14 protein-coding genes are annotated in these 14017 nt (G+C 70.4%); 7 read left to right on the top strand and 7 right to left on the bottom strand.

What is annotated here, in order from left to right:
• Positions 1 to 5: 5 nt before the first annotated feature.
• Genes ACOZ32_RS02875 through ACOZ32_RS02860 form a run of 4 tightly spaced genes read right to left on the bottom strand, consistent with a single transcriptional unit; the run spans position 6 to position 4085 of the window.
• Entirely contained in the window at positions 6 to 665 is a 660-nt protein-coding gene (locus ACOZ32_RS02875; RefSeq protein WP_205251137.1) for a DUF7546 family protein, read from the bottom strand.
• Positions 662 to 3067, bottom strand: a complete 2406-nt coding sequence (locus ACOZ32_RS02870; RefSeq protein ID WP_424334909.1) for a heavy metal translocating P-type ATPase — start codon at positions 3065 to 3067, stop codon at positions 662 to 664. Before ACOZ32_RS02870 ends, ACOZ32_RS02875 begins: the two co-directional genes overlap by 4 nt.
• Before the next feature lies 1 nt (position 3068).
• Positions 3069 to 3884, bottom strand: a complete 816-nt coding sequence (locus tag ACOZ32_RS02865) for a sulfite exporter TauE/SafE family protein (protein WP_229373370.1) — start codon at positions 3882 to 3884, stop codon at positions 3069 to 3071.
• 9 nt (positions 3885 to 3893) lie between these two features.
• The gene (locus tag ACOZ32_RS02860) at positions 3894 to 4085 is read right to left on the bottom strand and encodes a hypothetical protein (protein ID WP_010903630.1); all 192 of its coding nucleotides are present in this window, start codon (positions 4083 to 4085) and stop codon (positions 3894 to 3896) included.
• Between the two features lie 206 nt (positions 4086 to 4291).
• Here ACOZ32_RS02860 and ACOZ32_RS02855 point away from each other — a divergent pair, with 206 nt between their 5' ends.
• From ACOZ32_RS02855 to ACOZ32_RS02840, 4 genes are read left to right on the top strand one after another with little or no spacing between them, the layout of a single operon-like run.
• A complete protein-coding gene (locus ACOZ32_RS02855) occupies positions 4292 to 5581 on the top strand; it encodes a halocyanin domain-containing protein (RefSeq protein ID WP_205251135.1) in 1290 nt (429 codons plus the stop codon).
• 5 nt (positions 5582 to 5586) lie between these two features.
• Entirely contained in the window at positions 5587 to 6129 is a 543-nt protein-coding gene (locus ACOZ32_RS02850) for a cytochrome c oxidase subunit II (protein WP_285271473.1), read from the top strand.
• Positions 6126 to 7823: a b(o/a)3-type cytochrome-c oxidase subunit 1 gene (locus tag ACOZ32_RS02845; protein ID WP_010903627.1), complete on the top strand. Its 1698-nt coding sequence runs from the start codon at positions 6126 to 6128 to the stop codon at positions 7821 to 7823. Before ACOZ32_RS02850 ends, ACOZ32_RS02845 begins: the two co-directional genes overlap by 4 nt.
• Positions 7824 to 7844: 21 nt before the next feature.
• Positions 7845 to 8420 (top strand): hypothetical protein, encoded by a 576-nt coding sequence (locus ACOZ32_RS02840; protein ID WP_010903626.1) that lies wholly within the window; start codon positions 7845 to 7847, stop codon positions 8418 to 8420.
• Positions 8421 to 8430: 10 nt separating this feature from the next.
• On the opposite strand, the gene ileS is transcribed toward ACOZ32_RS02840, so the two are convergent.
• Both ileS and ACOZ32_RS02830 read right to left on the bottom strand, forming a co-directional pair.
• Positions 8431 to 11643: an isoleucine--tRNA ligase gene (gene ileS / locus ACOZ32_RS02835; RefSeq protein WP_424334908.1), complete on the bottom strand. Its 3213-nt coding sequence runs from the start codon at positions 11641 to 11643 to the stop codon at positions 8431 to 8433.
• A 52-nt stretch (positions 11644 to 11695) separates the two neighbouring features.
• Positions 11696 to 11926: a hypothetical protein gene (locus tag ACOZ32_RS02830; protein ID WP_010903624.1), complete on the bottom strand. Its 231-nt coding sequence runs from the start codon at positions 11924 to 11926 to the stop codon at positions 11696 to 11698.
• Between the two features lie 80 nt (positions 11927 to 12006).
• Between ACOZ32_RS02830 and ACOZ32_RS02825 the strand changes: the two genes are divergently transcribed.
• The 3 genes from ACOZ32_RS02825 to ACOZ32_RS02815 are packed head-to-tail and all read left to right on the top strand — an operon-like array spanning position 12007 to position 13489.
• Complete coding sequence (locus tag ACOZ32_RS02825) at positions 12007 to 12225, top strand: hypothetical protein (protein ID WP_010903623.1); 219 nt, start codon at positions 12007 to 12009, stop codon at positions 12223 to 12225.
• A 43-nt stretch (positions 12226 to 12268) separates the two neighbouring features.
• Entirely contained in the window at positions 12269 to 12697 is a 429-nt protein-coding gene (locus ACOZ32_RS02820) for an HIT family protein (RefSeq protein ID WP_010903622.1), read from the top strand.
• A 42-nt stretch (positions 12698 to 12739) separates the two neighbouring features.
• The gene (locus tag ACOZ32_RS02815) at positions 12740 to 13489 is read left to right on the top strand and encodes an AAA family ATPase (protein ID WP_136361566.1); all 750 of its coding nucleotides are present in this window, start codon (positions 12740 to 12742) and stop codon (positions 13487 to 13489) included.
• Here ACOZ32_RS02815 and ACOZ32_RS02810 read toward each other — a convergent pair.
• Positions 13460 to 13990, bottom strand: a complete 531-nt coding sequence (locus ACOZ32_RS02810) for a hypothetical protein (RefSeq protein ID WP_136361565.1) — start codon at positions 13988 to 13990, stop codon at positions 13460 to 13462. The genes ACOZ32_RS02815 and ACOZ32_RS02810 overlap by 30 nt on opposite strands.
• Between the last annotated feature and the right edge of the window lie 27 nt (positions 13991 to 14017).

Below are 14017 nucleotides of genomic sequence, written 5' to 3'. Positions count from 1 at the left end.
CCCGCTCAGCGCAGCCACCGCCCTACGGCGGCGTCCGGCCGCCACGCGAGCAGCCCGACCGCGAGCACGAACACCGCCGTCGCGGCGTCGGACGACAGCGCCGACGCCGTGCCGACCGCGACCGCGCCGCCCGCGAGCGAGGACACGACCGCCGCGACCACCGGTAGCGTGCAGCTCACGCAGGTGAACACCCCGACGAGCCCGCCCACAAGCGACGCCTCGGCGTCGGCCAGCGTGGCGTACACGAGATACGCCAGCGCCAGATACCCCCCGATCCGGTAGGGGGCGGCGGCGACCCGTAGCGGGCCGACGTACCCCATCACCATCGGTCCCCACCCCGGCGGCAGCGCCCAGTGGACGGTCACGCCGCTGCCCGTCCCCACCGCCACGACGCCGCTGACGGCCGCCAGCCCGAGGAAATACGCCGCGCCGGCACCCGCGGCGAGCCAGCGCCGCCGCCGGCCGGCCGGCCCGGGCGAAACCCGCCAGACGGCGATCGCGCCGACGTTCAGCCACACGAACGGGTACAGGAGGTACCGGCTGCTGGTGATCGCCACCGGCACCGACGCCAGGTACGCCGCCAGCGCCGCGAGCTCAGCGAGCGTGAGCGCTGCGAGCACGCCGACCGTCCCGCGACGCGGCCGGGCCGTGAGCGCGCCGCTCACGGGCCAGCCACCCCGTCGTCCAGCAGCGAGCGCGTGGAGTTCCCGACGACCAGCAGACTTGACACCGTCATCGCGCCCGCCGCGAACAGCGGGTTCAACACGCCCGCAACCGCCAGCGGGACCGCGATGGCGTTGTAGCAGAACGCCCACGCGAGGTTCTGGCGAATGCGGCCGTTGGTCGCGTCCGTCAGCGCGAACACCCGTGGGACGGCCCCGAGGTCCTCGGTGGTCACGACGGCGTCGGCGGCGTCGGCGGCGAGCGCCGCGTGGTCCAGCGCCACCCCCAGATCGGCCGCCGCCAGCGCGGGCGCGTCGTTGACGCCGTCGCCCACCATCGCCACGGTGTCGCCGTCGGCCCGCAGCGACCGCACCGCCTCCGTTTTGCCCTCCGGCGGGACGCCCGCGAACACCGCCGCGATCGCGTCGTGGTCGCGGAACCGCGCGGCCGCTTCGGGGTCGTCGCCGGTCACAACCACCACGTCACGGCCGTCGGCGTCCAGGGTGGAGACAACGTCCGTCCACTCGTCGCGGGGCCGGTCGCCGGCCACCACGACCCCGCGGGCTTCGCCGTCCCACCCGACGAACACGGGCACGTTGCCGTTCGCCCGCGCGTCGCCGGCGCGCTCGGCGTACGCCTCGGGGACCCGCCAGCCGCGGTCGTCGAACAGCGCGCGGTTCCCGGCCACCACCCGGGGCGCGTCCGCCGCCGCGGCCGCCCCGTCGGGCCGAACCGCCAGGCTGCCGGCGACCCCGCGGCCGGGCACGCGCTCGAAGTCGTCGATGTCGCCGGCGGGCGTGGCGTCGTCGGTGATCGCGGCGGCCACCGGGTGGTCGGCGTACTGTTCGACGGCGGCCGCCCGCGCGAGCACGCCGTCGTCGCCGACGACGTCCCGCACGCGCATCTCGCCGGTGGTGAGCGTTCCCGTCTTGTCGAAGACCACCGTATCGACCGCCGGCGCGGCCTCGAACGCCGACACGTCCGTCACCACGACGCCACCGTCGAGCGCCTCCTGGACGCCACGAGCGACCGCCAGCGGGGTCGCCAGCCCGAGCGCGCACGGACACGACACCACGAGCACGGACAGCCCGACGAGCAACGCCTCGTTCGCCGCCGCACCACCCGCGAGCAGGTGCCAGCCGCCGGCCACCCCCGCGAGCACAACCACCAGCGGCACGAACACCGCGGCGACGCGGTCGACGAGGCGCTGGACGCCCGGCCGCGCGCTCTGCACGTCCCAGAGCACGCGCACGACGCGGTCGAGCGTGCTTGCGGCGTCGTCGCCGACCGCGACGACGAGGCGGCCGTCGGTGACCACAGCCCCGCCGACGGCGTCGTCGCCCGGCGTCGCCCCGACGGGCGTCGACTCCCCGGTCACCAGCGACTCGTCGACGGTCGCCGACCCGGACGTGACGACGCCGTCGACGGGGATGCGCTCGCCGGTGCCGACCACCACTTCGTCGCCCGCCTGGAGCTCCTCGATGGCGACCGTCTCCGTGGCGCCGTCGGCGCGCCGGCGGGTGGCGTCGTCGACGCGCTCCTCGGTGAGGTCCGCCAGCCGGCCCGCGGCCGCGCGCTTCACCCGCCCCTCGTAGTAATCCCCGACGGTGACTGCAAGCACCACGACGATGGCGACGTCGAAGTACACCTCGCGGCCGCCGGTCAGGATCGTGGCCGTGCTGAAGACGTACGCCGCGCCCGCCGCGATCCCCACCAGCAGATCCATGTTCGGGTGGCCGGCGCGCAGGCTCACGTACGCCCCCCGGAACAGCGGGTAGCCGGTGTACGCCAACACCACGGTCGCCATCAGCCACACGTTCGCCAGCAGGTAACTGCCCGCCAGCCCCCCGAGGTCGAGCAGCTGGGCGGCCGACGGCACGTCCAGATACGCGGGGTACAGAAACAGGACGTACCACAGCATCGTCATCATCCCGAAAAAGCCCCCGACCAGCAGCCGCCCCACTTCCGACTCGTCGTCGTCGGCGGCGGCGTCGCCGTCGCGCTCGGTGGCGCTGTACCCCAGCCCGTCGACCGCCGCCCGGACGGCCTCGCGGTCGACCGTCTCGGGGTCGTAGGTGACTTTCAGCGTCTCCGTCGGGTAGCTCGCGGACGCCGCCCGCACACCCTCGGTGTCGGTCGCCTGGGCCTCCACGAACGCCTCGCAGGTCGCACAATGCATCCCCGACACGGAGAGAAACGCCGCCTCGCCGTCCACGTCCGTCGTGTCCGCGCCAGTGTCGAGGCTGTCGGCGGCCCCGGCGGCGTCCATGGCCGCCGGGTCCTCGAGCGTGCGCGCGACCTCCATGCAGCCCCGACAGCAGAACGCGCCGTCGACGTCGTCTCCGCCGGTGACCGGCGGCTCCGGCGTGGGCAACCCACACAACGTGCAACTGTCTCGTGTCATGCTATGTTGGCAGCGGCGGCATCGGCAACGGCACCTGCGGGACCGGCCAGCCGAGCGCGGCCAACCCCTTCGCCAGCGGGATGGTGCCGGCGACCACGAACGCGACGCCGAGCGCGCGGTGGACCCGCCGCCGCGTCGTCGCGCTCACGGCGTCCACGGCGGTGCCGTACGCGAACAGCGTGGGGAACGTTCCGAGCCCCAGCGCGCCCAGCGCCGCCGCGCCCTCGACGGGGCTGGCGGTGGCAACGGCGTACACGTATCCCGGGTAGATCAGCGGACACGGCAGCGCGCCGTGGGCAGCCCCCAACACCGCGATCCGGGGGCCGGTCGCCCAGTCGTCGACGTGGTCGGTGAGGCGGCCGGTGACGGCGCTGAACGCCCGTCCCAGCCCGGGCACCGCCCCCGCAGCCAGCCGCGACCCGCCGCCGGCCGCGTACCCCACGCCCGCGGCCACGATGGCCGCGCCGGCGACGACGCCGGCCACCCCCCGGACGAGGTGGGCCACCGCAAGCACCCCGCCGGCGTCCACGAGCACGCCCCCAACTGCACCCATGAGGCCGCCGACGGCCGCGTAGCTCACTGTGCGGCCGCCGTTGAACAGGGCGTGCTGGCGCAGCGCCCGCGTCGAGGGGCCTCGCTGGTCGTCGGTGCCGATGCGGTCGGCGTACATCGTCACTAGCGGCCCACACATCCCCAGACAGTGTGCGCCCCCGAGCAGCCCAACCACGAAGAACACGACCACCCCCGCGTCGGGCGTGGCCGCCGCTCCGGTCTCGGCGATGCTGCCGGCGGACCAGCCCACGGCCGCGCCCGGCATGGTGTGCGGTCAGTGTGCGACGCCGTGCCCGGCGTCGTCGGCTTCCGCGGTCGAGAACATGTAGTACAGACACCCCGCGACGATGAGAACGTTCCCGAGCGCGACGGCCGCGATCGCTTTCTGTCCGGCCGCGTACAATGCCACCGGCACCAGCGATAACAGCGGCATCACGGTCGCAATAACCTGTGGTCGCACGTTCATACGCGCTCGTTGCCAGCGCTGCCCCTAAACGCTTTGACGAATTCCTACGCGCTTGGAATCACCGAGCGTTGCTAAAGGACACCTTCGAAATACGGGGACGTGGACGGACACGGGGAGGGCGGCCACGGTCCCACGGCTGCTGCCCGGTGCCAACGCACTCTCGTTGCCGCCTGTGGCGGTGACGGGACCAACGCGAGGTGCATACGATGACCAGACTAGATGACACAGCGCTCTCACGCCGCGGCGTCCTGCGCGCCGCTGCCGGCACTGCGACGGCGGTCGCGGCCGGCACGGCGGCGATCGGGGCGGCCGCGGCTCAAGCGTACGATGGATGGTTCTCCGGCGACGCCAAGGGCGGCGCCGTCGGCAACTACGACGGAACGACTGTTGACCGGACCGGCACTGACGAGGTCACGATCGACGTTGGGGTGGACGCCAACGGCGGCACGTACGGGTTCGGGCCGGCAGCCGTGCGGGTCGACCCGGGCACGACGGTGTCCTTCGAGTGGGTGTCGAACACGCACAACATCCTGATTGACGCCCAGCCCGACGGCGCCGACTGGGGCGGCCACGACCCCATCGAGAACACGGGGTTCACGCACACCCACACGTTCGACACCGAGGGTGTGTACACGTACTACTGTAACCCCCATCTCACGATGGGGATGAAAGGCGCGATCGTCGTCGGCGGCGACAGCGGCGGCGGCGGTGGCGGCGGCTCCGATCAGCCGACCGTCGCGGCCGACTACGGCGACTGGTTCACGAAAAGCGCCGACGGCGGCGCGACCGGGAACTACACCGGCGACACCACGGACAAAACCGGCACCGACGAGGTGACCGTCGAGGTCGGCGCTGACGCCAACGGCGGCACGTACGGGTTCGGGCCGGCAGCCGTGCGGGTCGATCCGGGCACGACGGTGACGTTCAAGTGGACGTCGAACACGCACAACGTGTTGGTCCAATCCCAGCCCGACGGCGCCGACTGGGGCGGCCACGAACCCATCGAGAACGAGGGGTTCACCCACACGCATACGTTCGAGACGGCGGGCGTGTACACGTACTACTGCAACCCCCATCTCACGATGGGGATGAAAGGCGCCATCGTCGTCGGCGCGCCCCCGGGTGGCACCACTGGCGGTGGTGGCGGCGGGGCGGCCGGCAGCAGCGTCTCTCCGGCCAGCACCCTCTGGACCGCCGTGTTCGCCGGCGCGGTCGGGGTTGCGATGCTGGTCCCGGTTGCGGTGAGCTACTACCGGCGCACGCCCGCCCCGGACTCGTCGGGGGCGTTCGACTACGAGCCGGGCGGCGACACGGACGACCAACCTGCGATCCCCGAGGCCGACGCCTTCGAACCCGACACCGAACTCGGGCACGACGAGTACGACCCGGTTGGAACGCTCTCCATCGTTGCGGTCTACTTCCTCATTCTCGTGGGGATGTGGGCGTTCACGTACTTCATCGAGTTCCTCGGGAACGGACCGACGATCATGGGGTGACTCACGTGAGGATTCACAGATTCGAAAAACTCTGGCTCGGCGCGGCGTTCGTACTCATCGTTGCGTTCATCGCAACCATCGTCTACGGCTCACTCGGCCCGGGCGTTGCGATGGTCGGCGACGACGGCGGCACAGTCAACCCGGACAACCCGACTGCCGCGGACAACTTCCGCGACCCCGGCGTCTACCAGGCCGACGACGACAGCTACGACGTGTACGTCGAAGCCAGACAGTTCGCGTTCTCTCCCGGGACGAGCGAGCCGATCCGCGTGCCCGCGGACACGAACGTGACGTTCCATATCACCAGCGGCGACGTCACCCATGGCTTCGAGCTGGTCGGCACGAACGTCAACACCATGGTGATCCCGGGGCAGGTCGCACAGCTCACGGTCAACTTCGACGAAGCCCGCACACACCACATCGTCTGCCACGAGTACTGTGGGCCAGCCCACCACGCCATGGAGGGCTCCATCGAAGTCGTCCCGCAGTCGGAGTTCACACCCCCACAGCAGGCGGCTGCCGACCAATCCGAGGTGACTGATACGTGACGTTCATCGACAAGTTCCCGACCGAAGCGAAGCTCGTCAGATGGCATTTCGGCGTTGGGTTCGTCGCGCTCGCCATCGGCGGCCTGTTCGGCCTCGTGCAAGCGCTCTACCGCACCGGGCACCTCCGGTCGCTGCTCCCGATCAACGCCGCCCAGTACTACACGGTGTTGACCGGCCACGGCGTGCTGTTGGCGCTCGTGTTCACCACGTTCCTGATCTGTGGGTTCTTCGTGTGGGCGGTCACACGCAGCCTCGACCGCCCGCTTTCGCACCCACGGCTCGTCTGGACGGGGTTCATCTCGATGGTCGTCGGCACCACGCTGGCCGCCATCACCATCCTCAACGGGTTCGCGCCGGAGCTGCCCTTTGGCTCCGCGAACGTGCTGTACACGTTCTATCCGCCGCTGCAAGCCCACCCCGCCTTCTACGTCGGGGCGGCGCTGCTCATCGTCGGCTCCTGGATCGTCGGCGCCGACTACTTCCTGACGTATCGCGCGTGGCGCGCGGACAACCCCGACGAGCGCATCCCACTCCAGACGTTCATGGTGCTCGCGACGTTCGTCATGTGGTATCTCTCCTCGGCCGGCGTGGCCGTCGAAGTCGTCGCGTTCCTGATCCCGTGGTCGATGGGGTGGATCAGCCAGGTCGACCCGCTGTTGACCCGCACGCTGTTCTGGTACTTCGGCCACCCCGTCGTCTACTTCTGGCTGCTGCCCGCCTACCTGGCGTGGTACACCATCCTCCCGAAGCTCGCCGGCGGCAAACTGTTCAGTGATCCGCTGGCACGCGTCGTCTTCGTGCTGTTCGTGTTGCTGTCGACGCCGGTCGGCTTCCACCACCAGTACACCGACCCCGGGATCGCTGAAGGGTTCAAATTCATCGCGATGACGAACACCTTCATGCTGCTGTTACCGTCGCTGCTGACCGCGTTCACGGTCGTGGCGTCCCTGGAACACGGCGCCCGCCAGCGCGGCGGCAGCGGCTACATCGGCTGGCTGCGCGCGCTCCCCTGGGGCAAGCCGTCGTTCTCGGCGATGGCGCTTGCCGGGCTCGTGTTCGCTGCCGGCGGGTTCTCCGGCATGATCAACGCCGGCATGAACATCAACTACCTCATCCACAACACCATCTGGGTGCCGGGCCACTTCCACCTCACCGTCGGCACCGCGTTCGCCCTGACCATGATGGGCGTCGCGTACTGGCTGGTCCCCCAGATCACCGGCAAACGCCTCCAACACCGGACGCTGGCGGCCATCCAGCCGTTCGTCTGGGTGATCGGCATGACGCTGATGTCGAACGCCATGCACCGCGGCGGCCTCGCCGGGCTGCCACGGCGCACCGCCAAGCCGCTGTTCCGCGGTGAGGGGGCGGCCCCCTTCGATCCGGTGGTCGGCACCATCAGCGAGATGCAACTCCAGATCGCGATCGGCGGCACGCTGCTGTTCGTCTCGCTGGCGCTGTTCCTGGCCGTGATGGTGGGCACGTGGCTGTCACGACCCGGCATGGGGCGGCTCTCGGTCAACGGTTCGATCCCGTCGGCGTTATCCGGCCCCGCCGACAGCCCCCGCATCCTCGACAACCTCAAGGTTTGGACGGCCATCGCGGTCGTCCTCGTGATCATCGCGTACGGGCTCCCGCTGTACGGCATGCTCGCCGACGGCGTTCTCGCCCCCGGCAGCCCCGGCTTCCCGGTGTAACCCACACCCACCTGTTCACTCATGGCTGATTCAGACACCGACAACACCGACGACGGCGTCCCGCGGCGCTGGCTGATCCGCGCGCTCGTCGGCATCGGGTTCGGCATCCCGGTGGTCATCGAAGGCGGCACGCTCGTCGGCCTCCTCAAATCGGGGCTGTTCGGTGACGGTGACGGCGACGACGCCGCCACGATCACCGGCCCGACCGCAACCACCTCCGGGCCACCACCCGTCGGCACTGGCGACGACCTGCTGGCGGCGTCCGCCCGCAGCGCCACGCTCTCGGACGCCACCGTGCACGCCGCCACCGACGGCTGGCGGTTCGCACTCACGGTCGCCGTCGAAAACACCGGCGACCGACCCTACGAACTCCGGTTGGGCACCGTCACGACCCAGAACGGCAGCCGCGTGGACGGCACCGCGGCCACCGACCGCCTCGGCGTCGGCGAGTCAGCCACCCTGTCGGCGACGTACGCGCTGCCGGACGGCGAAACACCCGCGACGATGACCATCGTCGGCGTCGACTACGTCGACGGCGGCGGCGAACGGCTCACTCGCCACACGGTCCGGTTCGGCAACGTTCCGGTCAAACGGTAAGAGCGGCCGCCTACACCGCCTCGACTTCCAGGATCATCGTGGTTCCTTCCACGTCCCACTCCTCGCGGTGGCCGTCCTCGACCTCCCCGAGCTCCCGGGCGCGCGTCTCCGCTGTGATGAGGGGCTCGTGGCGCGCGACCAGCTCGCCCACGCGCTCGTCGAACACGAGCACGTCCAGGCGGATCTCGGCGTCCATCGCCAGGTCCATCTCCTTGCGCATCTCCTGGACGCGGCGCACGACCTCCCGAGCGTACCCCTCGCTCTCGACGTCCTCGTTCAACTCGGTGTCGACGTAGACCGTTCCCGCCGCCGTCTCCGTCTCGAACGCCGCGCCGGCGACGTGCTCGGGCGTCTCTTCGACGAACTCGACCATCTCCGTGGTCAACTCGATGTCGTCCCTCCCGAGGTCGGCGGCGACCTGCTCGGCGAGCGCGTCGATGTCCCTGTCGGTGACGTGGGCGTCGTTGAGCGCGTTCATCACCGCGCCGGCGTCGTCGCCGAACGCCGGCCCGAGCTCGCTCATGTCCGCGCGGGCGCTGTACGCCAGCTCGTCCCAGGCCGCCCCGGGTTCGACGACCTCGACCGCGCGCGTGTTGAGGCGGTCCGCGAGCAGGTCGCCGTGGGCGTCGAGCGCGTCCACGACGCTGTCCTCGGCGGCGTCCACGACGACGCGCGTGACCGGCCAGCGCAGCTTCCGGCCGGCCTGCTGGCGGGCGTGACTGCCCGCCTCCTCGGCGGCGCGCAGCACTGCCACGTCGGCCTCCAGGGCCGGCGCGCGCAGCGACTCCTCGACGGTCGGCCAGTCGGCCATGTGCACCGTATCGTAACCCCGATCGCCGGTGAGGTGGCTGTACAGCTCCTCGGTGACGAACGGCGCGTACGGCGCGAGCAGCGCCACGACTTCGAGCAGGACGCGCTGCATGGTGGCGTACGCCGCGGTCTTCGACGCCGACGCGTCGTCCTCCCACATGCGTTCGCGCACCACCTGGACGTAATACCGTGAGAGGTCTTCGACGACGAACTCCAGGACGGCGTCCAGCGCGCGGTGTTGCTCGAAGTCCTCCCAGTGAGCGGTGGCGTCGGCTTTCACGTGCTGGAGCCGGGACAGCAGCCACTCGTCGACGGTCTCCAGGTCGGCGTCGGCGATCCCAACACCGGCGTCGTCGCCGCCGAACGCAGCCGGCACGTTGGCGTCGAAGTCGTCGAGCGCCATGTACGGGCGGGGGAACCGGAACACGTTCCAGAGGATGTTGAGGTCCCGCTGCATGTTCTCGGTCTCGTCCCACGAGAAGCTCATGTCGTCGCCCTGCGGGGTCACCGACAGCAGGAACATCCGCATGGGGTCCGCGCCGTACTCGTCGATGACCTCGTTCGGTTCGATCGTGATGCCCTTCGATTTGGACATGCCGCGGCCGTCGGGCATGTTCGCGTAGCCGTGCATCAACACCTCCTCGTAGGGCACGTCGCCGAGCGCGGCGGTCCCCATGCCCAGTTGGCTCCAGAACCACCCGCGGGTCTGATCGTGGGCTTCCATGATGAGGTCGGCCGGCCACAGCTCGTCGAAGTCGTCCTCCTGCTCGGGGTAGTTCAGGGTGCCCCAGGACGCCACCGAGGAGTCAAGCCACACGTCGAAGACGTCCGGCACGCGCGTGTACTCGGTGCCATCCTCGGTGATCGTGATGTCGTCGACGGTCGGCTTGTGGAGGTCCACGGACGCGGGGTCGACGTCCTGGTCGGCGAGCGCCGCGAGCTCCTCGCGGGTGCCGACCACGAGCACGTCCTCGGCGTCGCCGCTCCAGTCCTCGGGCGTCCAGATGGGGACCGGAATCCCCCAGTAGCGCTGCCGGCTGACGTTCCAGTCCGGGGCGTTCTCCACGAAATCCCGGAACCGGTTGTCGCGCGCCCACTCGGGGTGCCACTCGGAGGTGTCCATGTTCGCCAGCAACTCGTCTTTGACGTCCGTGATCGTGATGAACCACTGGTCGGTGACGATCTGGATGATGCCGGTGTCACACCGCCAGCAGTGGCCGTAGCTGTGCTCGACGGTCTGGCTGGCGAGCATCGCGTCCCGCGCTTCGAGGTCCGCGATGATGTCGTCGTTGGCGTCCCGCACGAACGCCCCCGCGTACTTGCCTCCCGCGTCGGTGTAGACGCCGTCCTCGCCGACCGGACAGAACACCGGCAGGTCCAGCTCCGCCCCGCGCTCGAAGTCCTCCTCGCCGTGGCCGGGCGCGGAATGCACCAGGCCGGTGCGGTCGGCCTCCACCCAGTCGCCGTGGTAGACCTCGTGGGTGCCGTCGGCGTCGGTCGGGTTCGCCGGCACCGCGTCCGCCAGCGGTGGCGTGTACGACCACCCGATCAGGTCGCTGCCCGAGTGGTCGGCCACGATCTCGTGGTCACTGTAGCCGCCCGCGGACAGCACGTCCTCGACGCACTCCGACGCGACGTAGAGGACGTCCGTCTCGCCGTCCGGCGTCGTCGCACGCACCTGCTGGTAGTCGCCGGCCTCGTCGACGGCGACGAACTGGTTCGCGGGGATCGTCCACGGCGTCGTCGTCCACACCACCAGGCTGCCCTCGCGGTCGTCGAGGTCGAACCTGACGTAGATCGAGGGGTCGGTGACGTCCTCGTACTCCACTTCGTTGTTCGCGATGGCGGTCTCACAGCGCGGGCACTGGCTGATCGAGCGCTGTCCGCGCTCGACGAGGCCGTTGTCGTGGACCTCGCTGAACGCCCACCACGCCGCCTCCATGTACGACGGGTCGACGGTCTTGTAGGGGTTGTCCCAGTCCATCCAGACGCCGAAACTCTGGAAGTCCGACTGCAGCCCGTCGAGGTTGTCGTCGGCGAACCGCTTACACTCCTCGATGAACGCCTCCTCGCCGAACTCCTGGATGTCCTTTTTCGACTCGAAGCCCAGCTGTTCCTCGACTTTCGTCTCGATCGGGAGGCCGTGCATGTCGTAGCCCGGCCGATCGGTTACGTCGTAGCCCTGCATCCGGTGGTAGCGGATGTAGGCGTCCTTCAGCGTCTTGTTCCAGGTGGTGCCCATGTGCGCCGCGCCGCTGGTGTACGGCGGGCCGTCAACGAAGAAAAACGTCTCCGCGTCGGCGCGATGATCCACCGTCTGCTCGTACGCGTCGACGGCCTCCCAGTACGAGAACACCCGCTCCTCGACGCCCGCGGGATCGTACTGGTCGGGCACGTCACCGAATCCACTCATACGGGTACCGTCCCGCTCGCACCTCAAAGAACAATCGGTTGTACAGTCCCGGTTACGACAGCTGCCCGGTGACGGCGTCGCGCACGACCTTCGCCCCGCCGATGACGCCCACTGCGCCCATCACGGCGAGCCACAGCCCGAACACCATGCTGCCGCCGTCGCCGGCCAGCGCCGTGGCGCTCTGTAGCTCCGCGAACAGCCCCCCACCGACCAGCGTCGTGCCCGCGAGCGTCAACAGCGGTGCGGTCACGAGGTCGAACAGCTCCGGCACGGATTCAATCATACACGCCGTGAGGAAGTTGCGCGTTGTATGCCTTCCGTTCGACACGGAAGACTTACCATCGGCCACGCCCCACCCCCGGTATGAGTAACACAGCGAACATCGACTACCCGGACCTCGCGAAGTACGGGACGGCGGCGAGCGCGGCGATGATCTGCGTCGGAGCGGCGGGCACGGTCCTCGGCTCCGGCGTGGTTTCCGGCTGGGAGGCGTCCATGCTGTTCGACCTGGAGATCCTCGGCGTGCTCGGCATCGTCGTCTGCCCGTTCCTGTTCGGCATCCTGCTGCCGCTGATCGAGTAACACCTCGCGTACGCTTAAGAGGGTGCCGCGCGTCCGACCAGCCATGTCCGACGACTGCGTTTTCTGCCAGATCATCGCCGACGAGATCCCCGCCCGCGTCGTCCACGAGGACGCCGACACGCTGGCGTTCCTCGACGCCACGCCGATGGCGCCCGGCCACACGCTCGTCATCCCGAAAACCCACGCCGCCACGCTCGCGGACACGCCCGGCGACGACGCCACCGCGGTGTTCGAGACGCTGCACGCGCTCGCGCCCACGGTCGAAGCCGCGGTCGATGCCGACGCCACGACGATCGGGTTCAACAACGGCACGGCCGCCGGCCAAGAGGTCCCCCACGTCCACGGCCACATCATCCCGCGGTTCGCCGACGACGACGGCGGCCCGCTGCACGTCGCCGCGGGCACCCGTCCGGACGTCTCCGACGCGGACCTCGACGCCACCGCCGCGGACATCACCGACCGCCTGGCCTGACCCCCGCTGACATTCTTATGCGATGGCGCGGCAGTCCCGGCCGTGTCCGACTCACCAGCCAGGACGGCCGCACTGACCGCAACCGCCGGCGGCGCAGGTGCCACCCGGCTCGCCGTCGCCACGGGGGCTGTCCTCGCACGCACTGGCGCAAACGTCGCGGTTCTCGACGCCGCGTTCGCCACCCAAGGCCTCGCACAGCACGTTCCCGGCCGCATCACGACCGACGTCACGCGCGTCATCACCACAGACGCGGCCCCGGCGGCCGCCCGGTACGCCATCGCCCCGGACGCCGACGCCGCCCTCACGGCCTACCCCGCGTTCGCCGCCTTCGAGCGCATCGCCGCCGCGAAAACACCCGCGGCGGCCGCCCGCCTCGGCAGCGTCGTCGACACGCTCGCGGACGCACACGACTACGTGCTCGTCGACACCCCGCCGATCGCCGCCAACCAGGCGGTCGCCGCCGTCACGGCCACCGACGCCGTCGTCGCGGTCGTTCCGCCCGGTGACCGCGGCGTCGACACCCTCCAGCGTGCCCGCGGTCGGCTCGCCGACATCGGCACTGACTGCACCCACGTCGTCGCCAACCGCGCCGCCGACACACCGCGGGCGGCCACACACGCGGTGCCGACTCACGCCACCACCGGCGTCCCCGACACACCAGTCCCGCTTTCGGGCACCGGCGCGTTCACCGCCGCGGTTGCCGCCCTCGCCGACGCCGTCTTCGACACCGCGGTCGCCGCGTCGCTTTCCACCGGGTCGGTCCTAGACGCCGTCCACGCCCGCCTCACCTGATCCCGGCAGCGTCGCCGCCAGCGCGTCCCGTTTTGCCACCATCGCGTCCTGCTGGGGGGACAGTGCGCTCACCACCACGTCCGCAGCGCCGGGCAGGCTGTCGTGGGTCATGATGTACGCGGCCAGCATGCATTCGCGTTCGGTTCCGTCGGCCGCCGCCACCGCATCGACCCGCGTTCGCTGCCCCTTGAGCCACGCCGCCACCGGCTCGCGCTGTCGCTCCGATAGCGGCATCACGTCGTCGAAGCCAAGCAGATGCAGGCATTTCGCCACCGTCGTCGGCGGGACGCCGACGGCGTCGCTCACTGCCTGCTCGCCGGCGCCACTGGCGTGTTGCTTGGCGACGGCCGCCGCCTGCGCCGCCGTACACGGCAGCCGGTCGGCGTACGTCCCCAATCGGTCGGCCAGCGGTGCCCGCGTGTGGTCCACGCTCGCCACCCCGCGTTCCCGCTGCTGTGTGGTTGTCGTCGTGATGCCGTCGGCGATCTCCGCCAATCCCATGCGCCGCGATGGCACCCCTCTCGAACC

The sequence above is a fragment of the Halobacterium sp. MBLA0001 genome (assembly GCF_049705385.1).
In the GTDB taxonomy this organism is placed as follows: Archaea; Halobacteriota; Halobacteria; order Halobacteriales; family Halobacteriaceae; genus Halobacterium; species Halobacterium salinarum.
Note: the sequence above shows the minus strand (reverse complement) of the source record. Positions and strands in the feature narration are given on the sequence as shown.